This is a genomic window from Chitinophaga sp. H8 (genome assembly GCF_040567655.1).
Classification (GTDB): domain Bacteria; phylum Bacteroidota; class Bacteroidia; order Chitinophagales; family Chitinophagaceae; genus Chitinophaga; species Chitinophaga defluvii.
In genome coordinates this window covers 2,011,878-2,035,420 of record NZ_JBEXAC010000002.1, presented here as the reverse complement: position 1 = coordinate 2,035,420, position 23,543 = coordinate 2,011,878, and the positions used below count along the sequence as shown (strand labels likewise).

17 protein-coding genes are annotated in these 23,543 nt (G+C 45.2%); 5 read left to right on the top strand and 12 right to left on the bottom strand.

All coding sequences use genetic code 11. From position 1 onward, the window contains the following. Window positions 1-12: 12 nt before the first annotated feature. The gene (locus tag ABR189_RS22085; protein ID WP_354662656.1) at window positions 13-426 is read left to right on the top strand and encodes a hypothetical protein; all 414 of its coding nucleotides are present in this window, start codon (window positions 13-15) and stop codon (window positions 424-426) included. A gap of 33 nt (window positions 427-459) precedes the next feature. On the opposite strand, the gene ABR189_RS22080 is transcribed toward ABR189_RS22085, so the two are convergent. Further along, the gene (locus tag ABR189_RS22080) at window positions 460-1,170 is read right to left on the bottom strand and encodes a LytR/AlgR family response regulator transcription factor (RefSeq protein WP_354662655.1); all 711 of its coding nucleotides are present in this window, start codon (window positions 1,168-1,170) and stop codon (window positions 460-462) included. Further along, window positions 1,164-2,192 (bottom strand): sensor histidine kinase, encoded by a 1,029-nt coding sequence (locus ABR189_RS22075; RefSeq protein WP_354662654.1) that lies wholly within the window; start codon window positions 2,190-2,192, stop codon window positions 1,164-1,166. The genes ABR189_RS22080 and ABR189_RS22075 overlap by 7 nt, the downstream gene beginning before the upstream one ends. Before the next feature lie 297 nt (window positions 2,193-2,489). Here ABR189_RS22075 and ABR189_RS22070 point away from each other — a divergent pair, with 297 nt between their 5' ends. Continuing rightward, window positions 2,490-4,874: an ABC transporter permease gene (locus ABR189_RS22070; RefSeq protein WP_354662653.1), complete on the top strand. Its 2,385-nt coding sequence runs from the start codon at window positions 2,490-2,492 to the stop codon at window positions 4,872-4,874. Between the two features lie 121 nt (window positions 4,875-4,995). Next, window positions 4,996-5,382 carry a VOC family protein gene (locus tag ABR189_RS22065; RefSeq protein WP_354662652.1) on the top strand — a complete coding sequence of 129 codons (387 nt, stop codon included), beginning with the start codon at window positions 4,996-4,998 and terminating at the stop codon, window positions 5,380-5,382. Between the two features lie 119 nt (window positions 5,383-5,501). Here ABR189_RS22065 and ABR189_RS22060 read toward each other — a convergent pair whose 3' ends face one another. Together ABR189_RS22060 and ABR189_RS22055 are read right to left on the bottom strand one after the other, a co-directional pair. After that, window positions 5,502-6,326, bottom strand: a complete 825-nt coding sequence (locus tag ABR189_RS22060; protein ID WP_354662651.1) for an endonuclease/exonuclease/phosphatase family protein — start codon at window positions 6,324-6,326, stop codon at window positions 5,502-5,504. Window positions 6,327-6,348: 22 nt separating this feature from the next. Continuing rightward, on the bottom strand, window positions 6,349-7,914 hold the full coding sequence (locus tag ABR189_RS22055) for an ADP-ribosylglycohydrolase family protein (protein ID WP_354662650.1): 1,566 nt from the start codon (window positions 7,912-7,914) through the stop codon (window positions 6,349-6,351). 362 nt (window positions 7,915-8,276) lie between these two features. On the opposite strand from ABR189_RS22055, the gene ABR189_RS22050 reads away from it, so the two are divergent. After that, the gene (locus tag ABR189_RS22050; protein WP_354662649.1) at window positions 8,277-9,308 is read left to right on the top strand and encodes an LLM class flavin-dependent oxidoreductase; all 1,032 of its coding nucleotides are present in this window, start codon (window positions 8,277-8,279) and stop codon (window positions 9,306-9,308) included. Window positions 9,309-9,311: 3 nt separating this feature from the next. On the opposite strand, the gene ABR189_RS22045 is transcribed toward ABR189_RS22050, so the two are convergent. After that, on the bottom strand, window positions 9,312-9,836 hold the full coding sequence (locus ABR189_RS22045; protein WP_354662648.1) for a molybdopterin-dependent oxidoreductase: 525 nt from the start codon (window positions 9,834-9,836) through the stop codon (window positions 9,312-9,314). A gap of 33 nt (window positions 9,837-9,869) precedes the next feature. Continuing rightward, on the bottom strand, window positions 9,870-10,415 hold the full coding sequence (locus tag ABR189_RS22040) for an SRPBCC domain-containing protein (RefSeq protein WP_354662647.1): 546 nt from the start codon (window positions 10,413-10,415) through the stop codon (window positions 9,870-9,872). A gap of 214 nt (window positions 10,416-10,629) precedes the next feature. Between ABR189_RS22040 and ABR189_RS22035 the strand changes: the two genes are divergently transcribed. Then, a complete protein-coding gene (locus tag ABR189_RS22035) occupies window positions 10,630-17,211 on the top strand; it encodes an FG-GAP-like repeat-containing protein (protein WP_354662646.1) in 6,582 nt (2,193 codons plus the stop codon). A gap of 12 nt (window positions 17,212-17,223) precedes the next feature. Here the strand turns inward: ABR189_RS22035 and ABR189_RS22030 are convergent, their stop codons facing one another. From ABR189_RS22030 to ABR189_RS22005, 6 genes are all read right to left on the bottom strand, one after another. Further along, entirely contained in the window at window positions 17,224-18,468 is a 1,245-nt protein-coding gene (locus ABR189_RS22030; RefSeq protein WP_354662645.1) for a Na+/H+ antiporter, read from the bottom strand. Window positions 18,469-18,487: 19 nt separating this feature from the next. Then, entirely contained in the window at window positions 18,488-19,831 is a 1,344-nt protein-coding gene (locus ABR189_RS22025; RefSeq protein WP_354662644.1) for an amidohydrolase family protein, read from the bottom strand. 71 nt (window positions 19,832-19,902) lie between these two features. After that, the gene (locus ABR189_RS22020) at window positions 19,903-21,219 is read right to left on the bottom strand and encodes a ComEC/Rec2 family competence protein (RefSeq protein WP_354662643.1); all 1,317 of its coding nucleotides are present in this window, start codon (window positions 21,217-21,219) and stop codon (window positions 19,903-19,905) included. 175 nt (window positions 21,220-21,394) lie between these two features. After that, the gene (locus ABR189_RS22015; protein WP_354662642.1) at window positions 21,395-22,198 is read right to left on the bottom strand and encodes a helix-turn-helix domain-containing protein; all 804 of its coding nucleotides are present in this window, start codon (window positions 22,196-22,198) and stop codon (window positions 21,395-21,397) included. An 18-nt stretch (window positions 22,199-22,216) separates the two neighbouring features. Further along, window positions 22,217-22,618, bottom strand: a complete 402-nt coding sequence (locus ABR189_RS22010) for a GlcG/HbpS family heme-binding protein (protein ID WP_354662641.1) — start codon at window positions 22,616-22,618, stop codon at window positions 22,217-22,219. 69 nt (window positions 22,619-22,687) lie between these two features. Continuing rightward, window positions 22,688-23,476 (bottom strand): SDR family oxidoreductase, encoded by a 789-nt coding sequence (locus tag ABR189_RS22005; protein ID WP_354662640.1) that lies wholly within the window; start codon window positions 23,474-23,476, stop codon window positions 22,688-22,690. Window positions 23,477-23,543 lie beyond the last annotated feature (67 nt).

Below are 23,543 nucleotides of genomic sequence, written 5' to 3'. Positions count from 1 at the left end.
AAATTGGCAAACATGGACGAAATCAGACAGGAAAAAGCATTTAAAATACAGGGGATTGAATTAGTATCTTTTTCCATTCAGCCTCAACAAGCTACAGCATTTCATAAAGATGCACTTGAGTTCAATATACAGCAGGAGCAAAAAACCAATGCAGAGAAACGCTTGTTAATTGTTTTTACAACTGTCACTATAAAAGAGGCGGGGAAAAATTCATTTCTTGCCAACCTGCAAGTAGCCTGCGGTTTCGGGGTACCATCCTTCGAAAGTCTTATCAAAAGTGATAAGAAAGGGAATTTTATACTTCCTCACGACCTGAATATTGCTATCAGCGGCATTGCAATAGCTACGACCAGAGGAATTTTATATGCTCAACTACGGGGTTCATATTTGCAAAACTTAATACTTCCTCTATTGCCTATTGAATAGTAGTGATAACCATTTCAAATAATTGTTGGGTTATCAGATAATCCTATTTATCTGTTTTATGAGTGCTTCTTTATAACTTCTTCCAATCGGTATATGATGGTCATTTATAATGATCTTGTTTTTTTCAATATGCTTTACTTTGTTTTTCGAAACAATAAAAGACTTATGTACCCGTATAAATAAATGCGCAGGAAACAGTTCTTCCATAAATTTAATGGAACCCTTTGTTACAATTTTCCCCGACGCTGCATGTATAATCGCATAATCTTTTAGTCCCTGAATATGGGTCACCTCGGCAAAAAAAAGCTTTATCTTTTTTACGCCACTCTTTACAAAAATGAACTCCGGTCTCTGGTTACTTAATTCAAGCGCAGCATTCGCTGCTTTCAGCGACAGAAAATCTTTTATTTTTTCGACCGACACCTGGAAACGTGCTTTTGATATGGGTTTTAATAAAAAGTCAATCACACCCAGCTCAAAACCTTCAAAAGCATAATCCCGGAATGCCGTAGTAAACACCGTGATGGGCGGCTGTTCCAATGATTTTAAAAAATCAATCCCGTTCATCTCCGGCATCTGGATATCCAGCAATAGTATATCTGCTGTATGATGCTGCAGATATTCGAGGGCATCAAAAGCGTTATTGAAACTTGCCAGGAGCTGTAACTCATCCAGTGTGGCTATGTAACCAGCCAATACCTCGCGGGCAAGTGGTTCATCATCGATAATTAAACAACTTAACATAAGCGGTCTATTTTCAGGATGACTTCATGTTGAATGGCACCATTCATAATATCCAATGTATGTGCGGCAGGATATAAAAGGTCCAGTCTTTTTTTCAGATTTGCCAGGCCAATCCCGCCACTCTCCTCCGCTTGTTGAACATTAAGTTTATTGTTAAGCACCTTTACGGTAAGCACCTCCGTTATCTCAATCGTAATATGAAGGTAAGCGTGATGTACTATTTTACTGATGCCATGTTTAAATGCATTTTCCACAATTGGCAATATCAGAAAAGGAGGGATGCGGCAATCCTCCGTATTTCCGTTCACCGTGAGCCGGATGTCGGCGCCATTGCCCTGCCGGATTTTTTCCAGCTCCAGGTAATTGTGTAAATAATTGATCTCTTTTTCCAGCGGCACCTCATCAGCATTGCTTTCATAAAGCATGTATTCCATCAGCTCAGACAGCTTTAACACCATGTCCGGCGCCTGGTCCGATTTTTTGATAGTGAGTGCATACAGGTTATTCAGGGCATTGAAAAGAAAGTGCGGGTTTACCTGCGACCTCAGGAAATTTACTTCCGTTTGCAGTTGCGCCATTTTTATTTCCTGCAACAGTTTCTTTTGTTCATACCAGTCTATACTGAATTTCAGTGCCACCGTCAATAACAAATAAAGCGAAGTATGTGTGAAGTTATATAGCAGTGATGCGGATAACAGCCCGCCTCTGTTGGGGCCAATGATAAAGCCGTACAAATAATAATCGTATACACTCTGGATAACCAGATACCCTGCAATAAGCAGCAATACCCATACAAAATAAAGGATGTACCGCTTCCGGAAAAGATAACGCGGAATCAGGATATTTAAATTAATCCAGGCAAGTCCGATAAGTAGTGCTATGCGAACAGCAGCGCAAATAAGAAAAAACGGCAAACCGGCTTTTGTAATAAGATACCTGGTATCATAAAGAAAAATGACTGTCACCAAAACCCAAAAAACCGTATAAATCCATTTGCTGCTGTTCAATTTTCCAGGTATCATCGCTTTTGAATTTTCATACACTGGCAATTAAAACAAACAAACTATGATGTACCAAATCTTGTAGAGCAACTACCTCAAAAGTAGAGGAAATTAACGAATGAGGTATTAACCATGTCCCCCCTGGTGTATATAGCGCCAATTCATTTAATCCAATTCCCGCCACGTACATTTCTGTACAACCCTTGTATTAAAACCGGACATTTTACACATTTCAACATATATAAACATCTGAATAAATTCACTTTCTACATCTGGCACTATTGTAGGGTGAGTGATTTATCCTTAAAAACAATTGCTGTGTTCAAAAACTATTTCAAAACTGCCTGGAGAAATCTGCTGAAGAACAAAGGTTATTCAGTTATTAATATTGCAGGCCTGGCGATGGGGATAGCAGTAGCCCTGCTGATTGGGTTGTGGATATGGGATGAATTATCATACGATACTTTTCATCAGCATTACCACCGGACCGCGCAGGTATTGCAGCAGCAAACCTTTAACGGGAAAGCGGAAACAAGGAACGGGATTCCTATTCCACTGGCCAATGAACTCCGCACGAATTATGGCAGCGACTTCAAATATGTAGCGTTATCCACTTATACTAAAAATCATATTTTATCCTCCGGTGATAAACAACTGATACAATCCGGCAACTTTATGGAGCCGGATGCCCCTGACATGTTCAGCCTGAAAATGCTGAAGGGCACGCGGAACGGATTGAAAGACCCTGCATCTATTTTATTGTCTGAAAAGGTGGCGGTTTCTTTATTTGGCAACATTGATCCGGTGGGTACACTGATCCGGTTGGATGATAGCGTAAACGTGAAGGTAGCAGGAGTTTATGAAAATCTACCTTATAACAGTACACTCCGGGAAGTTACTTTTATAGCCCCCTGGAGTCTGTATGCTTCTTTAGAGGAAAGTGTCAGGAACTCCGAAAACAGATGGAATAATAATGGGTGGCAACTGTATGTACAACTGGCAGATCATGCAGATATGGAGCAGGTATCTGCTAAGATTCAGTCCGTGAAACTGCAACGGACAGATGCCTCAGACGCCGCTTTTAAACCCGCCCTTTCTCTTCATCCGATGTCGAAGTGGCATCTGTATGCGTTTGCCAGGAATAGCAGGGATGTCACCGGCAAGGTCCAGTATCTGTGGATGTTTGGCAGTATAGGGGTATTTGTGTTGCTGCTGGCCTGTATCAACTTTATGAATCTGAGCACGGCACAGAGTGAAAAAAGAGCAAAAGAAGTAGGAGTAAGAAAAGCAGTGGGGTCGTTGCGCGGACAACTTATCTGGCAGTTTCTTATTGAATCTGTATTAATTTCAGTAATAGCACTGCTGGTATCGCTCGTGCTGGTACTGGTAGCACTACCGGTATTTAATACGCTGGCCGGCAAACAGATAATCCTGCCCTGGGACAACATCTATTGCTGGCCGCTCCTGCTGGGCATTACGGTATTTACAGGACTGATGGCGGGTAGTTATCCAGCCCTTTATCTCTCGGGTTTCGGAGTGGTGAAAGTACTGAAGGGCACCTATAAAGCGGGCCGCCCGGCCACACTCCCACGTAAGGTATTGGTAGTATTGCAGTTCTCCATTGCCGTGATCCTATTCATCGGCACGATTACTGTTTTCCGGCAGATCCATCATACAAAAGACCGTCCGGTAGGCTATAGCCGCGAGGGCCTCATCACTGTAGAAACTATTACGCCCGCTATACATAGCCACTTTGCCGCGGTGCGGAATGACCTGTTGAATACCGGTATGGTAGCAGAAGCCGCTACTTCTTACAGCCCGGCAACAGAATTGCGGAATGAACAATCCAATTTTGACTGGAAAGGTAAAACACCCGGAGGCACTTACGTTTTTGGCACCATGGGCGTATCCCAGGAATATGGAAAAACGGTAGGCTGGCAAATAGCAGATGGCCGGGATTTTTCCCGTTCCTTCACCACAGACGCTATGGGGTTTGTGATCAACGAATCAGCTAAAAAATATATGGGGCTGAAAAATCCTATAGGCGAAACCGTGCATTGGATGGGTTATCAGTTTACCATCATCGGTGTGGTAAAAGATATGGTGATCCAATCTCCTTATGAGGCTGTAAAACCAATGATCTTTTATATTGCTCCCTGGCAGCTGAATGTGATCAACATCCGTATCAAGCCGGGAGCAAGCCCCCATGCCGCAGTGGAAAAAATAGCCGGTGTATTCAAAAAATATAATCCCGAAGAACCCTTTAACTACAAGTTTGTAGATGAAACATATGCGGTAAAATTCTCCGATGAAGAGCGTATAGGCCGGCTCACTACCATTTTTACGATACTGGCGATGCTTATCTCCTGCATGGGCTTATTTGGCCTTGCCTCCTATATTACCCAACAGCGGACTAAAGAAATCGGTGTACGGAAAATCCTCGGCGCCTCTGTATTCAACCTGTGGCGCTTGCTGGCAAAAGACTTTATTGTACTGGTGCTGATTGCGCTGCTGATTGCTTTCCCGGTTGCTTACTATTGTATGCAGGCCTGGCTGCAACATTATACCTATCATGCCACTGTACCCTGGTGGGTATTTCCCTTGGTAGGGATCAGCGTATTGTTTATCACCCTGCTTACCGTAAGTTATCAGGGCATCAAAACTGCGTTGGTAAATCCGGTAAAAAGTTTGAAAATGGAATAAGCGAAAAAATGGCTTAAATAGCCCCTGAGAATTACACAAACAGCCCCCTTCTTTCATAAACTGATAGTCTACCTTTGAGTGGTATAAAAAGAAAAGCTATTACTCATAAAAACACACGTTTATGAACACAAAAAAGATCTGGGCCAATTTCGGGGTTCAGGATTTAGCACGAACCACTAAATTCTATAAAGACCTCGGATTTAAACCTAACGGCGCATCGGAGCAGCTGACCAGCTTCTTCTTTGGCGATGACAACTTTATTATTCATTTCTTCCTGAGAGATATACTGACCCCCGCGATGAAGGGCCCTATTGCTGATGTCAAAGCCGGGAATGAAATTATTTTCACGCTTGCTGCCGGTAGTAAGGAAGAAGTAAATAACTGGGAGAAAGAGATCCGGCAAGCCGGCGGCACAATAATTTCCAGGCCGGAAGCGTTTGGAGAGGGATATTACGGTTTTGTATTTGCTGATCCTGACGGGCATAAGTTCAATGTATTTCATATGTAGTATCACGATAGTCCTTCCGCCATTCTTATCCAACAAAAAAGGCTCGCATTACTGCGAACCTTTTTTTGTTTTATTGCTCATGTTCCGGCACATAAGGTTGTACCGGAAGAGGATGTTACTTACTTCACTGCGATAAAATCGGCCATCAGCGGTAAATGATCTGAGGCATATTTTTCTTCTATGGTCCGGTAGTTTTCCACTTTAAAACGTTTGGCAGCTACCTTATTGGTGAGCAGATAGTCGATCGTCATCCGGGGGTTTGTTTCCGGGAAAGTGAGCGGGCAATCGGTGCAGTTCATAAAGTATTTGCTTTTGATCACCTCCATCACTTTATTGCTGGCCTCCATGTTGAGGTCGGCTCCCAGGATGATGGGCAGCTTTTTATATTTCTCCGAGATCTCCAGCACCTTTTGTGCCTGAAAGCGCCGGTCATCATCCGACTTATGATCCAGGTGCGTACAAAGGAATCCTACTTTCTGTTTATTACCAAAAGGTTTTACCACGATAAAAGCAAGTCCGCGTACTTCCCCCTCAGAGCCTGGCACCGGAGGGAGGCGGTAAGCATGGCTTTCTTCTATCGGATAACGGGATAATACCGCTACCCCATAATCTCCGCCGGAGCGGTCTACTGCTTTGGCAAAGAAATAATGCATGCCGGTCATCTCCCCCAATTCTTTAGCCTGATCAGATGATTTGCCGGAACGTTCAGTAAAAGCATCCACCTCCTGTAATGCTACCAGGTCGGGTTTATTAGCGTTGATCACTTTAGCGATAGCTGCCAGATCAGTACCACCCCAATTGGTAGACGGAGGGCTGGCTATACGAATATTATAGCTCATCACCCGGATCGTCTTTTGCTGTTGTTGCGCTCCTGCTGCCTGTTGTGCATTACACCACCTCACACTGGTAAACAGGCAGAGGGCTGATAGTATCATCGTTTTCATCCCGTAATAATAGCAATTAAAATTATTTCCTCATACCGTTATGTGGTTGTGTATCGTATTCCAGTATATCATTGGTCACGATATCATAACCTTCTGTTGGGTTCAGGATCCTGATTTCCACTTCATGCTTTCCTTTAGGCAGCTGGTATCTCCAGAACAGGTCGGCACGGCTTAAGGAGTAATCTGTAGGTAAGTTCACTTTTTCTATTTCCTTACCATCGATATACATGGCAGCCTGAATCACATGATGTGGGGTATTTTCGCTCTTTCTGCGTGCATATCCGCGCAATACAAAACCGATGCCATCAAAGGTGAAGGAGGTTTTATCTGTGATCACTACACCCAACGGCTTACGTCCTTTCGGAAAATGACCGCTGAAGTTTTCTTCAAACTTCACTGTTTTAGTAGCTGTATAAGGGATCTCTACATAGTCGCCATCTACTTTACCGTTATACTTACTGATGTTTTCCACGGCATGTTTAAAGCCGGTAGCGTATACCTTTTCCAGTGAGTAGTCGGTATAGCTGAAATTGCGTTGTTCTGCTTTTTGCAATGGTCCCATCCAGTATGCAGGGATTTTGCTATAGCCCATGATGGTGCCCAGGATACCACCTGCAGAAGCAGGGTTACAGTCGGAGTCCTGTCCTACGCGGGTAGCGATTTCCATTGTTTTGGTGAAGTCGCCGCCACCATACAGCAGTCCCATCGCTACATATGCAGAGTTGAGTTTAGCATCGATATTCAACGGATGGAACACCATGCTGGGACATCCGATATCTTCCGCCCATTTAGACTGTAATTCAAACCAGGTTTGTTTCCAGTTGTTCGGATATTTTGCATGCCATTTGATTACATCAGACACACACTGATAGAATTTACTTTGGGTGGGGATGGTTTTCAGTGCTTCCCGAACGATGAAAGGAATATCATCGCTTACAAAAGCCAGCGCATACATGTTGGCGATGAATACCCCGCCATACCAGCCGTCGCCGGAGTTCATGATACGTCCTACGCGGTCGCAGATCTCTGTAGCTGCATTCGGCATACCCGGACTCATCAGGCCGGCAAAATCCGCTTCGATCTGAAAATCGATATCATCCGCATGCGGGTTATTGAGCCAGTGGCCGGATTGTGTAGCAGGAATGCCCTGTTGCAGGTTATAACGGCCCGCCAGGTTGGCATGCCATAACATATATTTAGCCCCGGCAAATGCATTACCAAAATCGGCAGGAGTAGCATTCATTCCTTTCTTTTCGAATACATCCACAAAGGTGAGATCTACATATACATCATCATACAATCCCGGGAAAGTGGTCATGGCCTCATTCACATAATCTTCTCTCCAGGGGATTGTTTCATAATCCTGGATGAAAGTTCCCTGGTATTGGAACTCTGTAGGCCAGCCAAAAGTAACCCCGATGGTTTGTCCTGCCCATCCACCTTTTACCTTGTCTTTCAACTGCTCTTTAGACATCCTGATCTTCGCAGGCAATTTCTTACCTGCCTGTGTGGAGCTCTTTACCTGCGCTATAGCAGTACCGCAGCATAGCAGCATTCCTAATCCCAAGGAATAAATAGTCTTTTTCATAATGGAACTATTGTTTATAATTCGTGATGTGTTTTAAATTGACCGTACGTGTATCCCAAAAATATCCTTTACCGCATTGCTATTCTTGCCCTTTTATTGTTGTAGTATGAATCATAAAACATCCATTTTTCAATTAAAAAACATACAAGATATTGAATTACAATTAATTATTCAACATAAAGAGGCAGGTAATCTCGGAATCTAAAGCGAAACTGAGGGGGGAGAGGGAAGGGATAGCTCTATGGCACGATTTACATAACTGCCAGATCACGACCATCGCTCCGCTTATTCCCCCATCCCCAGCCCAGCTTTTGGAGATCCGCAGAATATAGTTTTATTTACAGTTGTTTAATTACAAGATCATGGAATTAGGTATCAGTACATTTGGAGAAGTGCAGCCGGAAGGTGTATCCGGTGAAGCCAGGCAGTCATATTTGCGGATGCAGGAGCTGATAGCAGAAGCGAAGCAGGCAGATGAAGTAGGGCTGGATGTATTTGCATTGGGAGAGCATCATCGTCCGGACTTTATTATTTCCGCGCCCGAGGTAGCACTGGCAGCAGTAGCAGCAGTGACTAAACGTATCCGGTTATCCAGTGCGGTAACGGTGCTCAGCTCTGCTGACCCGGTACGGGTATTCCAAAATTTTGCTACGCTGGACCTGATTTCCGGCGGACGGGCAGAGATCATGGCGGGCAGGGGTTCTTTTACCGAATCATTTCCTTTGTTTGGCTATAGTTTGAATGACTACAATGAACTGTTTATAGAGAAGCTGGAATTACTAACGTTATTGAATACACAGGAAGTGGTATCCTGGAAGGGAAAGCACCGTGCACCATTTATCCAGCGGGGTATTTACCCAAGGCCGTATCAGCCGGCTATCCCTATCTGGCTGGCCGTAGGCGGCACACCGGCATCTGCCGTAAGAGCAGGTAAGATGAATATGCCCATGACGCTGGCTATCCTGGGTGGAAGGCCCAGCCAGTATGTCCCTTTTATCAACCTGTACCGGCAGTCGGCACAGGAAGCAGGGCACGATCCGGCATCCCTGCAACTGGGCATTAACGCCCACTGCTACATTGCTGATGATCCTGATCAGGCGGCAGATGAGTTCTTCCCGTCTTATGAAAAGCTGATGAACCGGGTAGGGAAAGAAAGGGGCTGGTCGCCCATTACACGGGAACAGTTTGATTACATGTGTATGCCCGAAGGACCATTGCTGGTGGGTAGCCCGCAACAGGTAGCCGACAAGATCATCTATCAGCACGGGCTGTTTAAGCATACCCGCTTTCTCGCACAATTAGTAAAAGGATATATTGATCACGAAAAAGTGATGAAAGCGATCACGCTGTTTGGCACCAAAGTAGCGCCGATCGTGAAAGAGGCGTTGGGATAATACTTACGGCAACTTTGCCACTTCAATGCTTTCCACCCATTTAACATGGCGGGGGCCGGTAATCTTATCATTCGTACATACCATCACAAACTGCCCGTCCTTTTGTACAGGCTGGTCATTCACGGAGAAAACGAGGAATACATGATCGCCGGTGGGATTATTGTAGATATCATTCCAGCTGTATAGCACGGTATATCCATCGCTGGCTTTGATGGTGATATAATACTTGCCTTTTTCTTTAGGGTTGGGCATATCCACGCCAGCACTGTCCAGTATATTTTTAAGACTTACCCCTTTAAAGGAACGGAACACCTTTTTGATTTCACCTTTGGCCCCTACAATGTTTAGGTTAGTATGTGTTTCCGGTTTGAGGAGATGTACATTTTTCAGGGTGCAGGCAAATGGATGTTTCACCAATCCTTTTACCTGTACCTGGGTGGTGATAGGTGCGCTAGTATCTGCAGAAGAGGCATATGCCGTCATTATCAACAGGCAGGTGCAGGCCATCAGGAAAAATCTTAAACGCATAGCAGGGGTATTTAGCTTACGATCAAATATACATTATTCCGGGAGAGGGTTACGGGACTGGTATTTATCGAACAACTCCTTCGCCACCATTTGCCAGGCCGTTACTTTAAATGGCGGGATAGCATTACCATCCAGTATGATGGCCAGAAAATCCAGGTATCCATGCCATCCTACCATCACTTCGCGCAGGAAAGCCGGTAAAGGATGTTGTTCTGTAAAGCTGGACGTGAAGGTAAGATTACAGCTCTGGTAGCCGGTTTTTTCCAGTTCCCAGCGGATGAGGCTGCCCCCTTCAAAAGATATTTCCAGCAGCTGACCTTTTTGCAGGGCAGAGATATGTCCGGGGATCAGGGCCATCATAAATTGCAGCTGTACTGCTCCACCAGGGCGAAGATCGATCGCAGTTGTTTTTTCGGGATGATTGGGGCTGAGCCATTCGGCAATCCTGTCTGGTTCAGTAATAGCCGCCCATACCTTTTCCACTGTATGTCCCAGTATCCGCTTAAAGATAAGCAGGCAGGTATCTCCTTCCCATTGGATACTGCCATATTGATCTGAAAAGCTAATTCTATCTGTCATGGTATCACTATTAAGATCAGGAGGATACCCGCCAAATTAATAAAAATGAAAGAGTTATAATAATACTTCCTGCCGGAAAGGTAATTTCGGGGAATATTGTGGTAAAAATAGTACTGATCTGCCTGCCATATTGTATTTTTGCCTCTATTCAGGTTATACGTAGTACGCCACCTTATATACCCGTCACGATAACCCTATACCAAAATTGTTCGTCATGTCAGATCCACTGAATTTTGCTATTCAGCATTGTTTGAGCCTTGTTTCGTGCAGCCGCGTGCCTCGTAGCTTGTTTTTCCTGGTCTGTTTATTGTTTACGGGCATCACTACCCATGGACAAATGCGGGAAATATACCGGGACAGCGATGAAGAGACTGCTGTGACAAAAATATGTTTCTACACTCCTACAGAAGGCTATGTAGCTTTTAACAGATGGATTGGTTATACTACAGATGGAGGCAAGACCTTCACCAAAAAGATGATTACCTTAAGTAATGTTGATTTCGGTGGATATGAAGTAAATATTACTTTTGGATTTGGTGTTCAAGGCATCAAAGCTTTCAATAAAAACCAGCTTGTAGTATACGGAAATTATGGGCTTGTGCCGGCAATTCTTTATTCCAGTAATGGGGGGAATAATTTCAAGCTGGTTTTCCATTCACAATACCGGGCAGACGAGATTCGTACGGGGATTACCGATATGTTATTTCCTGAGAATAACGAAATAGGTTATGCTATTGATGCAGACCGTATTCTTAAAACTATGGACAAAGGCGCCAGCTGGTTTGTAGCTGCGGAATATCATAACGCGTATTTTTCCAATCTGACAGGGAGTAATAATACTCATGTATTTGCCAATAATAAATCGGCTACTTCACCAAAGCTGGTGAAGACCACAGATGGCCATACTTTTCAGCTTGTACCGCTACCAGAGGAGATACAGATAACCGATGCATTTTTTCTTACTGATAGTAAAGGCTGGATCCTTAGCAGGGAATATGGCGGGAACCGGTTGTATTACACTTCTAATGGAGGAGCCAGCTGGCGTCAGAAAAATGATCCGTCGGCTGGTACCCTGCAATACTTCAAAGTAAAATTCCTCAATGATAATATTGGCTATGCATTAGGTGAAAGTTTTACGATGGGAAAAACGACTGATGGAGGGAGTACCTGGGAGCGGGTACAAAGGGATAAAAACTTTACCTATCTGGGCTACACCCATACTGATCTGCAATTAATGGGTGAGCAGCAATTATGGGCCGGAGGGCATTATGGATTGCTGGAAGCCAGCAATAATGCCGGAGGGCCGACTATTCCTGCTGCTGCTTTTAAAGTAGACAAAAGCCAGTTACTCCAAACACATGAAGTGCAACTGATCAATCTGGGAAAACCAGCCTACAGCTATACCTGGTATAAAAATGGTACTGTTATCAGCACTGCCTTTCATACCTCTTATCAGCATGAGGTGTCAAAGTTGCGGGATACAATCAAACTGGTGGTCACTAATGGTGGGGTTACCAATACTGTGGAGCAGTACATTGACTTTCCCGCGCCGGTCATCCTTTCTGCTTTTACACCTGCAACAGCAGGCATGTATGATACCGTGACCATAACAGGAACAGATCTTTCCAACATAACAGCTGTGAGCTTCGGAGGGGTACCTGCCCTTTCATTTAAACAGGTATCTGGCACTACCCTCCAGGCAGTAGTAGGCAATGGTGCCTCCGGAGATATAACCGTTATCATCAATGACAGATATGGGCTTTTACCCGGTTTTTCTTTTATGCCTCCACCGGCCATCACCAGCTATAGTCCTGACAGAGGCAGGCCTGGAGATGTGATCACCATCACTGGTAATAATTTCAACGGAGTAAAAGACGTTAGTTTCGGAGGTATGCCAGCAGCTTCTTTTACGGTAGTATCCCCTACGTTGATCACGGCAGTATTAGGTACAGGGAATACCGGTAACATTCAGGTAACCGCAGCAGGAGGAAAAGCTACCAGCACTGGCTTCCAGGTAATCCCTGAAGTCAAGTCTTACTTCCCTTCCAGCGGAACTTATGGCACCAGGCTCACCATCAAAGGCAGCGGTTTTACCGGTACCCATGCCGTAAGAATAGGCGAAGTTCCTGTCCTGTCTTTCACCGTTCATTCCAGCGAACTGATCACTGCCATTGTAGGCAAAGGTGCTACTGGAGAAGTAAAAATCGGCAATGGTAATTTTAATAGTTATCTGCCGGGGTTTACTTATTACAATGCACCTGTTATCAATTATGTGAAACTCCGTAATACCCCTGTTGGGGATAGTGTTTTAATCGGAGGCGTATATTTTAACACAGACCCCGCCGCCAATACCGTATATTTTGGTGCTGTAAAAGGGACTGTCACTGCTTCCACGGGCACTAAACTAACAGTGACCGTACCCGTGGGCGCAACTTTTAGTCCTGTTTCGGTTACCAGCAACCATCTTACGGCTTATTCCGATTACATGTTTTCTGCCGCCTTTTCCGGAGGAGGCACTATCAACCAACAGTCACTAACAGGCAGCACGTCTTTTCTGGAAGGTACTGCGTTACAAAATCCACGGCAAACGGTGCTGGCAGATTTGGATGGAGATGGCAAAGCAGAGATGATCACTACCGGTCAGCACGGCTTCCTCGTTGCTTATAATACCAGCATACCCGGACAACCATCCTTCGGGAAGAATTTCAGCTACAAGTTAGGTGTTAACGGAGCAGATAAAATAATAGCACACGACCTGGATGGAGATGGCAAACTGGACCTCATTGTCAACAACAGCGATAAGCAAATGATTTCCATCTTCAGGAATACTACGGCTGGAAACAATATCTCCTTTGCAGCACAGATAGATGTAGCAGGAGCGCTGTTGGGGATAGGAGATCTTAACAATGATGGCAAACCCGATATCGTTGTGTTCAAGGGTACTGAATTCAACAACGAGCTTATCCTGCTGAAAAGCTTTAGCGAACCAGCCATGCTTGTATTTGAAGCGGTTGAAAAGATCCTTCTTCCTGATATCAAAAGGATCAATGGCGGCATGGTTCAGGACGTTATCAGTTCCGGAAAGCCAGATCTGATATTTTATGATACCGAGGGCAATACGATAGGTATTCTGCGCAATATCAGCACTATTGATAAGTTCATTTTTGATAACCTGAGAAAAGTATCTACCTCCTCGCCTGTTAGTGTAGCGGTGGGCAACCTGGATGAAGGTGGCCTCGCTGATATGGTGGTCGCAAATGCTGAAGCCAAAACTATTACTGTATTTAAAAATGTAAGTAATGGGCAGGATTACTTTGCACCAACGCAAACACTCAGGCTGGGGGATGTTTCACATGTAGCGTTAAGTGATATAGATGGAGATGGGAAACCCGATATCGTTGCTGCTTCCGGCAATTATCAGGGAGCAACTGTCTTCAAAAACATCAGCATTTTAGATGAGAATAACATGGGCATTATCAAGATTGGGGCCGCTGTTAAATTTAATGGAGTGGGGCCCTTTTCCGGTATAACGCCCGGAGACATAGACAATGATGGAAAACCTGATCTCGTTGCCCCGAATGCCTCCAGACACGCTGTATCCATCTTGCGGAATACCGTTACCGCACAACCTTATATCATTTCCTTTTCCCCTACCATATGCGAAACCGGTACCACGGTGACGCTAAAAGGTGCTTTGTTTACCGGCACCACTGCCGTGTCTTTTGGTGGGGTGCCTGCAACATCCTTTACCGTTGAGGGAGATAGTACGATTACTGCTGTAGTGGGCGCAGGTGCATCAGGAGATGTAAAGGTGACCAATGCTTATGGCTCCACTGCACTCGATGGTTTTTCATTTGGATTACCACCGGTGATCACCGCTATTTCACCTTTAAGCGGACCTGTTGGCACCACGGTAACTATTAAGGGGAAACGTTTTAGTCCGGTAGCAACAGAAAACATTGTTTCTTTTGGTGGTGTGCAAGCCAAAGTAAATGCTGCTACTGCCAATAGTCTGACCGTCACCGTACCGGTAGGATCCCAGTATAAACCGCTTACGGTCACTACGCATCAACTCACTACCAGTTCATCCGACATCTTTGTCACCACCTATCCCAATAGGGATAAAAAATTGACTGCCGGAGCGTTTGCAGATAAAAAAGAAATACCAGGTTCCAATAGCGGAGATATTGCCGACATTGATGGTGATGGAAAGCTGGACCTGATCACGCCACTCGCCAATGAACTCGGTGTCTATAGAAATACCAGTGTTCCGGGTAAAGTTACTTTTGCAGAAGTTATAAAAATACCTGTGAATGCTGCATCAGGACCAGCGCTGGGTGACCTTAACGGAGATGGCAAGCCAGACCTGGTAGTACTGGAAGTCAGTAACAGCAGCATTTCTATACTAAAAAACATCAGCAGCCAGGGCAACATCGCATTTACACTACAAGCTACTTACACGGCTATCCGAAGATCAGACGTACCTTCCAGAATACTGATCATGGACCTTGATGGCGACGGAAAACCCGACCTGATAACAGGGAATCACAGGTCACCTTATCTTGTATTGTTCAGAAATAACAGTACCGCTGGTAAGATTTCCTTTGAGGAGGGTGTTTTTCTGAATAATCCACCTGACATACTGAGCATTACGTGCGGTGATTATAACCAGGACGGGAAACCAGACCTTGCCCTTTCGCAGGAAACAATGCCTGTTCCTATTATCTTACAGAATAACAGCACTCCTGGCCAGCTTTCCTTCAACACACTGGCTCCTGCCGTTACTCCTGAAAGTTTATGGGGACCTATTGCAACCGGAGATCTGGATGGAGATGGAAAACCGGATATTGTAAAAGGTACTCACAGTAGCCTTTCCTTATTCCGTAATACCAGCATGGCAGACAGTATTATCTTCAGCGCCCCAAAAGAACCTACACACAGTAATCCATCCATTGATGCAGTGCTGGGGGATCTGAACGGGGATGGTAAACCGGATATTTTCACTATAGATCAGGTGGAAGCGAAAGCACATCTGTTTCTAAACAACAGCAGCCCGGGTACTATTTCGGTACAACATGATATCCAATGTCCCATTCCGTATCCGAGTAAGATGGGAAATATTGCCGATATGGATGGTGATGGAAAACCTGACCTTATCAGCTATGCTGAGAAGTATCCAACAGTGATACATAGAAACATGACGGGTGAGTTCAAAGCAGTAAGTGTTTGTTCCGAGACAGACACCAGTTTTACAACGAGTGTAAAGGGTAACAAGTATCAATGGCAAAAGTATACCGGCAGTGTATTTGAAGATCTCAGTGACGATCAATTTATCACCGGCACCGCCAGTGCCAAGCTGATGTTCGGGAAGGTTCCCATTCAGTTCAATGGTATTTTATACCGTTGTATGGTAGATAATGTCCCCAGTGATAGTATATCGTTAGAAGTAATTCCTGTTACCAGTCCATATTTAACTGTCAGTGCTGATGCTGATAACATATGCCCTTCTTCCCCTGTCAACTTTACCGCTTCCATTCAGGATGGTGGTACGCTACTTTCCTATCAATGGTTCATAGATGATCAGCCTGTTGGTACCAACAGCCCTACTTATAGTATCGACACTGCCACACAAAGCCATCGGATAAAATTGCTTGTTACCAGTAATCTGGCTTGCAGCAATCCTGGTACAGGTAGTGTCATGTTGAATGTACTGGAAAGCCCTCCTCCAAGTGTAAACATTACCTCATCGGCTACGGTTATCTGTGATGGTTATACGGTTACATTTACCGCTGAGCCCCAAAATATCAATAGCTCCTATTCTTTCAGGTGGGAGGTAAATGGAGCAGAAGTGGCCAACAACAATGTCAGCACTTTTACACGGGCTTTTAATCCAGATGACAAGATACGTGTTAAAATGTATACCGCTGCAAGCGCTTGCTGGCCAGCAGGAATGCATACCAGTGAATACATTACCTTACAACAAGGTACTACTGCCACCATACAGGCAACAATCACGGCTCCAGCCAGTGTGTGTTATGAAGGTTATTACGAACTTACCTTTAATAGCAACAATGCTCCGGAGGGTGCCAGTGTAACGTTATGGGAAAGTGAAACCAATAATCCTGGCACATTCTCAATGGTGGGAACAAAACAATGGTTAGGTGCGCCAATGCAATTTGGGCTAATAGTACCACGTGGTGCCAGTACAAGAAAACATTATTTCACTGTCAGACCATCCGAAGGAAATACCTGTATGCTGGAAGGCCGCAGTGAAACGGTTACCATAAGTATGGAAGGAGCAGTTCCTCCAATCATTGCACTTCAGAGCAATAAGCTGGTGATCACCAACCCTAATAATTCACAAGGCTATAGCTGGCAAGTGGAACAACCCAACGGCGAATACGGATATGTAGTTCCGGCAGCTAACGGTACCAGCTATGCTCCGGGCGCTCCGGGTTATTACAGGGTAAAAAGTGTGCAAGGCAGTTGCGTTAGCTATTCACCTCCCATCGCATTTGTAATTACCGGCATCAATTCCCCTGATCCCAATATTCCGAAAATACAAACCTATCCCAATCCCGTACGTGATGTATTGACTCTGGAAGGCCTTCGGATTAGTGACAAGTGGGAAACACTGGACATCACGGGAATGGATGGTAGCTTGCAGCGCACTATAAATATTAAAGGCAAAACAAAAGTAACTATTGCCACGGGGCATTTACCACAAGGCATGTATATGGGAGTATTACGCAGGAATAATGCTGCACCGGCGCTCATACGGTTTGTGAAACAATAGTGCCGGTAGCACTTATTTTTTCTGCAGCCATTTTACGATCAAGGGTAAGGTTAATCCCTGCCCTATCAGGGTAAACAGCACCACTACCACCGAGATGAATATGATCGCGTCCCGCATGGGAAAAGGGCTGCCATCTTTTAAAGTTAGTGGCAGGCCAATAGCAATAGCCAGGGAAACGATTCCCCGCATGCCGGACCAGCTGATGATGAGGCTGGTTTTAAAATCCAGCAGGGCATGTTCCGTGACCCGATGTCTTTTACTTTGGAAGGCCCTGTCCAGATTCACCTGTTGCAAAAACACCCTGGCCATGCGCAGTACCAGCGTGACGATGGTGATCAGGAAAGCATATCCGATGTAGGGCCAGAGTTGGTTATCCGGAATATTTTTGGTCACGTAGGGCAATTGTAAACCGATGAGGATAAAGATCAGTCCGTTGAGTAAAAAGATGATCACTTCCCAGATGGAGCGGGATTGTTGTTTTAAATCATCCCGGAAGATGCGGTTGCTGAAGCGGGCAATGCCGAGCCCGAGTATTACTACGGCTATCACGCCGGATACATGTAGTTCTTCTGCCAGCAGGTAGGTTACAAAAGGCATGAGCAGCATAAAGCTGATGGTAACCATGGCATTCTTGCGTACCCGGAAGAGGACCAGCCCTAGTATTTTGCTCATCACAAATCCGATCAGGAATCCGCCGGCCATCAGCAGGACAAACTCCAGGGAAGCCTTCCAGAATACAAAGGCAGTACCTGTTACCGCAGCCACGGCAAAGCGATAAGCTACCAGTGCAGAAGCGTCATTTACCAGACTTTCGCCCTCCAGGATGGTTACTGTTTTGTGCGACAGCCCCAGGCCTTTGGTGATGCTCATCGCCGCCACGGCATCCGTAGCAGAGAGGATAGCCCCCAGTACAAAAGCCAGTGGCCAGGTAATTCCCGGCATCAGCAGCCAGGCAGTAACCGCAATACCTGAAGCAGTGATAAATACCAGCGATATCGCCAGTGTATTGATCGTATTCAGGTGGGTCCTGAACTCCTGGAAGGAAATATTAAAAGCCGCATCATAAAGTAACGGCGGCAAAAATATCAGGAACACGATATCATGATTAAGTACTACCGCAGGCATGGCCGGGATAAATCCCAATCCGATACCGGCTACAATCAGCAAAACAGGATAAGGTAATTTTACTTTATCGGCCATTGCAGAAAGGCCGATCATAATGGCCATAATAAAGATGATGATGGTATAATTCTCCATGTACCTGTTTTGCGTGCTTTTATTTTGATAAAGGACCGTTGCTCACCAGCTGTCCTGCTTTATATACGGCGATGATTTTCCGGGTATTTTTGATATCCTGTTCGGGATTGGCCGAGAGAATGATCAGGTCGGCAGTTTTACCTTTGGCCAGCGTGCCTGACTTAGCACTGATCTGCAGGGCCCGTGCTGCATTTTTAGTAGCGGCGGTGATCGCCTGCAAAGGGGTAAGCCCCGCCTGTACCAGCAGTTCCAGCTCCAGGTGTTCCGAAAAGCCCTGCGTACGTACCGGAGAAGCACCGGAATCAGTACCCAATGCGATAATAATACCCGCATCGTGGATCTTTTTCACATTGCGTAATGCCGTTTCAAAAGCCGCCACATTTTTGTCGTACGCCGGAGCATTCTTCAGCTTTTGCTGATAGTCGGTGGACGTCACCATTTCATATACCCCGGGTTCCAGGGAAGCCTTGAAAAAGTCGTCATTGATCCAGTCGGGCTGACGGGCATAAATGTAGGCAAACTCGTCGAGCGAGAGTGTAGGAATATAGATCACGCCTTTTTTCTTCATCTCGCTGAGGAGGCTTTGATCCACTTCTTTATCGCGTATGCTGTGGGCGATGATATCCAGTCCACCGGCCACCAGTTTATGTGCATCTTCGAGATAATACAGATGTGCCGCTGCGCGGAGGTGATGCCGGTGTGCCTGATCGATGATTGCCTTGCATATAGCGGGGTCCATTTTTTTTGCGCTGCCACCAAAGTCATCCACCCACATTTTGACTACTGCCGGATGTACTTTTGCCAGCGCATCCATTTGCGGCCCTACCGCCGCCGCAGTAGCCGGGCGATAAAGGAGATCCATCCAGAAGTCGGGCGGCATGCTGGCCATCGGTGTATTAAAGCCATAACCACTTGCATGATATCGCGCACCGGGCAGCAGTCCGGCGAGGGAAGAGTCCCGGATACCCGTTTCAAATATCAGCGGGCGATCGGTACCCATTGTGAGCACATGGCTTACTCCATAGTCTTCATATTTACGGAGCTGGCGGATAATATTTTCGCGGGTATAATTGCTCGCAGCAGTGCCCGTACCTTTGAGCACCCCTACGTGCACATGTGCGCTGATCAGTGCAGGCATGACCGTTTTACCACTGAGGTCGGTCACCACAGCACCGGGGTGCTGTAATCCTTTTCCTATGGCAGCGATGGTATCTGCCAGTATCAGGATGTCGGTGTGCTGCTGTGGGGTTTTTCCATTACCATCAATCACCGTAGCATTTTTCAATAAGACAGCTTGTGCAAATACCGGTAAAGCAGCCAAACAAGATGCTATGATCAGGGTGATGAGCTTTGTTTTTATCATAACTGCAGTTTTAACGGGTGATGTACTACAAATTACATAAACACCCGTTAAAATGGTGCCATTATCTGTATTTATCCATTTGCACCTGCCGTATAGGGGCCAAAAACACCTTTTACCTGCTGGCCCCGCCGGAAGGAGTCCAGCACGATGATGTGATATGTTTTGCCATCGGGGTCTACCCGCACGACAATATGCCCGGAGCTGCTTTTAAAAGCATTTTCCAGTGCGGGACCTATCACCAGCTTGTTGGCCTCCAGCATATTGGTAGCAAAGAGATCATGGGGAAAAGGGTTGGTGGCAGGAGCAGTAAGGCGGATCAGTGTTTCATGACCGGGGTGATCACTGGACCATACCTGTTGTATCCATACGCGGGGGCGCAAGGTCTGGATATAATTGATGTTGAGTGCATTCCTGTTGCCATGATGACTGGTAGTAGCTACATCCACAGGCCCTACCACTGGTGCTACAGCACTTTCCATGTCATCTGCAGCGGGATCGCCATAATTCACAATTCCCTGGATATCTGCGCCAAAGAACATGCGGAAGCTACCATACTGTACCCGTATGCCACAGCCCGCATTGTTTTCATCGGGCAGCAGGCCACCTGTATTGGCGAAGTGGTTGAACGTTTCTTCTCCTTTCCCATTCCAGATAAAACCATTGGACATGATATTGCGGATATGAAATGCGGGATAGGCCGCCAGATCTTTACGCATCACAAACTGGTCTTTGCTGCCGGTTTTGAAGCGGGCGGCGATCATGCCGCTATGCGCAGTATGATAGTTGATAAACGCAATATAATTCTTCAGCTGCATCAGCTCCCCATCATTTGCAGCTGCCGGTTCCTCCATCTTTTGCAGGAGGTTTACCGGATAATTGTACGTTGGATATCCCCGGTCTACCAACATATGAATAGGGATCCTGTCGCCCACCCCGGTGATGCCAGTCAAACAGTATTTTCCTGCCTGCGAGCGTATAGCCGTTTTATACATACCTCCGAAATGGTCATCATGAAAATGGGTTACCAGCGCATAGTCGATCCCCGGAGTGGGACTCACCGCTTTCACGTAATCAGCTATCCACGCATAGGCCGGTTGGGTAGTATCGGGTTGCAAGGGGGCTGTTCTGGGAGAAAGCGTACGGGCATCGGTAGGGTTCAGCTCACCCGCATCGATCATCATCGTGGTACCATCCGGCATGATCATAAAAGCACATTCTCCCCGGCCGGTGTTAATAAAATGAATGTCGAGGTATCCTTTTTTCCAGGGTTGCAGCGATTGTGCGCTTGCATGCTGTACGGTAAAAACGAAACATATCAGAGATAACAGTCTGGACAAGTAGCTCATGGCGCGTGTGGTATTTGTGCGCTCAAAACTACACTGCTCCATGGTTCGGGGAGATTATGAAATCATTATCATTTGAGGAGGGATTGTGTGTACCTTTGCCGACCAATGCCTTATATAAAAAGGCCAAAATTACGCATAAGTAATGGACCCTTTAAATGACGAACTGATTGGGTTCTGGAAACTCAGAGAAGAAGATAATAGCAGACATAGTCAATAATTATACTTCAGAGCTGGTGACCCCGAATTTCTGTTTAAAGGAATAATAAAAATGCGACAGATTTTCAAAACCTAAATCCAGATAAATTTCAGCAGCTTTTTCCTTTTTGTGTTTGATCAGATAATAAGCCTCTTCGAGGCGTTTATCCCGCAACCATTGTTTGGGGGTAGTATTGAAGATCCTGGTAAAATCCCTTTTAAACGCAGAGAGGCTACGTCCTGTCAGTTTTGCAAAAGAAGTAACGGGTACATTAAACATATAGTTTTGCCGCATAAATTCTTCCAGATCAATTTTGTACGGTGCATTGAAATCAAACAGCAGGTTTTTGAAATCAGGGTTCCATTGCAGCAGCAATTCTATGGCTTCCCTGATTTTCAGGTCTGCCAGTCTGGGAGTAGCTTCTTTGGTTTTATCAATATATGGTATCAGTGAAACGAAATACTTTTTCAGAAAATCATCCGGCTCAAAAAAGAGCTTTTGATCATCGGCATATCGTGCTTCTACCACTATTTTATTTTCCAGTGCATATTGTTGCAATGTATCCTGATCAAGAATGATAGACAGGAATTGGTATTTGCCTTCTTTAGAGGGGTATTTGACTGTTCTGATCAGTTGATTTCTCCTGACCAGCAAAACATTATTTTCTGAAATGACCGTATTTCCCTGGGAATGGAAAGCATGTGTTTCCCCGGCGATCTGGAATCCTATAAAGTGCTCCGGAATAAATTGTTCCAGGCCTCTGTATTTTTCAAAAGCGCAGGAATATACCAGTTTATCAAACAATATTTCGGTAGTTGCTTCCATAGATCAAATATCCTAAATTTAGCAAAGCGTAGTAGCACCCGCAAAAGCAATCTCCTTATCCTGTTCCGGTGTTCCACCAGAGGAGGCTATTGCGCCAATGACTTTCCCGTTTTTATTTTTTATCACCACCCCTCCGGCAATAGTCAGCAAGCCTTCATTGGCATTTAGCATGCCATATCCGTGCATATCTGCGCCTGCAATAATAGCCCCCATTACATCGCTGTCTACACCAAACATGACTGCCGTTCTTGCTTTTTTCACTGCAAAATCAATCACCCCAAAAACGCTGTCCACTCTTGCAAAAGACATCAGATGCCCACCGGTATCTACCACGACGATGCTTACGGGGATATTTAACTCATTGGATTTTGCTATAGCTGCATTTAAAGCCTGTACGGCTTCTTTATAGGAAATGCTCATCTTATTCAGATTTGAATGATAGAAAAAGGAATGCACAAATTATTCATTCATGCATTCGCAAGGTTAACATCAGCTTTTTACAGCCCAGGCTTCTACTTGTAATTGTTTCACAAAATCTTCTGTTTCTTTAGGATGGAGATTTCTAAAGTTGGAGTTATCGTCCAACGCTACCTTTACGATTACCTCCGCCATGGATTGAGGGTCTAATTGATGCGCCAGTGATTCAGCAACACCATCAAAAGCTGAAGATGGAGTAAAATTAATAGCAGGATCATACCAGCGGGAGATCGTATCTACACCACGGTCATTAAACCCTGTTCCAAATACACCCGGATTGCAGGTGGCGATTTTAATATTGAAAGGAGCCAATTCTGTTTTGAGGCCTTCCGCCAGCGATTCCAAGGCATGCTTAGAGGCACAGTAAGCTGCCACATAAGGCACCGTCCATAAACCGCCCATAGAAGAGGTAAACACGATCTTCCCTGCTTTTTTCGCCACAAATTTTTGGATAAAATGCTGGGCTAATGCCAAGGCCCCAAACACATTCACTTCAAACATAGACCGGATCAACTCCAAAGGTTGCTCTGCAACAGGGCCACCTTCCATAATACCGGCATTGCTGATCAGTATATCAATGTCATACTTCTTGGATGCGTAAGCAATATCACGCGGGTTGGTTACATCGAGTTTGTCAACAATCAACTCAACTCCTTTTTCTTTCGCCTCCCTCAGTAAGTCGCTCATTTGTGGATATACCTGTGTAGTAGCTATTACTTTATATCCTCTTGTTGCCAGTTCAAATGCTGCTATTTTACCAAAACCGCTCGCAGCACCGGTAATTAAGATAGTCTTGCTCATTTTTACGCTTTTTAAAATGTTAAACTATGCAGCAAAAATGAGCTAAACCATCATAGTTTTTGTTGTT

Excerpts from the sequence above, each read along its gene's own strand:
- ABR189_RS22015 (WP_354662642.1), bottom strand. The coding sequence starts at position 22,198 with ATGGAAGCAACTACCGAAATATTGTTTGATAAACTGGTATATTCCTGC.
- ABR189_RS22050 (WP_354662649.1), top strand. The coding sequence starts at position 8,277 with ATGGAATTAGGTATCAGTACATTTGGAGAAGTGCAGCCGGAAGGTGTA.
- ABR189_RS22005 (WP_354662640.1), bottom strand. The coding sequence starts at position 23,476 with ATGAGCAAGACTATCTTAATTACCGGTGCTGCGAGCGGTTTTGGTAAA.
- ABR189_RS22010 (WP_354662641.1), bottom strand. The coding sequence starts at position 22,618 with ATGAGCATTTCCTATAAAGAAGCCGTACAGGCTTTAAATGCAGCTATA.
- ABR189_RS22060 (WP_354662651.1), bottom strand. The coding sequence starts at position 6,326 with ATGAAAACGATGATACTATCAGCCCTCTGCCTGTTTACCAGTGTGAGG.
- ABR189_RS22045 (WP_354662648.1), bottom strand. The coding sequence starts at position 9,836 with ATGCGTTTAAGATTTTTCCTGATGGCCTGCACCTGCCTGTTGATAATG.
- ABR189_RS22035 (WP_354662646.1), top strand. The coding sequence starts at position 10,630 with ATGTCAGATCCACTGAATTTTGCTATTCAGCATTGTTTGAGCCTTGTT.
- ABR189_RS22065 (WP_354662652.1), top strand. The coding sequence starts at position 4,996 with ATGAACACAAAAAAGATCTGGGCCAATTTCGGGGTTCAGGATTTAGCA.
- ABR189_RS22055 (WP_354662650.1), bottom strand. The coding sequence starts at position 7,914 with ATGAAAAAGACTATTTATTCCTTGGGATTAGGAATGCTGCTATGCTGC.
- ABR189_RS22040 (WP_354662647.1), bottom strand. The coding sequence starts at position 10,415 with ATGACAGATAGAATTAGCTTTTCAGATCAATATGGCAGTATCCAATGG.
- ABR189_RS22085 (WP_354662656.1), top strand. The coding sequence starts at position 13 with ATGGACGAAATCAGACAGGAAAAAGCATTTAAAATACAGGGGATTGAA.
- ABR189_RS22075 (WP_354662654.1), bottom strand. The coding sequence starts at position 2,192 with ATGATACCTGGAAAATTGAACAGCAGCAAATGGATTTATACGGTTTTT.
- ABR189_RS22020 (WP_354662643.1), bottom strand. The coding sequence starts at position 21,219 with ATGGAGCAGTGTAGTTTTGAGCGCACAAATACCACACGCGCCATGAGC.
- ABR189_RS22080 (WP_354662655.1), bottom strand. The coding sequence starts at position 1,170 with ATGTTAAGTTGTTTAATTATCGATGATGAACCACTTGCCCGCGAGGTA.
- ABR189_RS22025 (WP_354662644.1), bottom strand. The coding sequence starts at position 19,831 with ATGATAAAAACAAAGCTCATCACCCTGATCATAGCATCTTGTTTGGCT.
- ABR189_RS22030 (WP_354662645.1), bottom strand. The coding sequence starts at position 18,468 with ATGGAGAATTATACCATCATCATCTTTATTATGGCCATTATGATCGGC.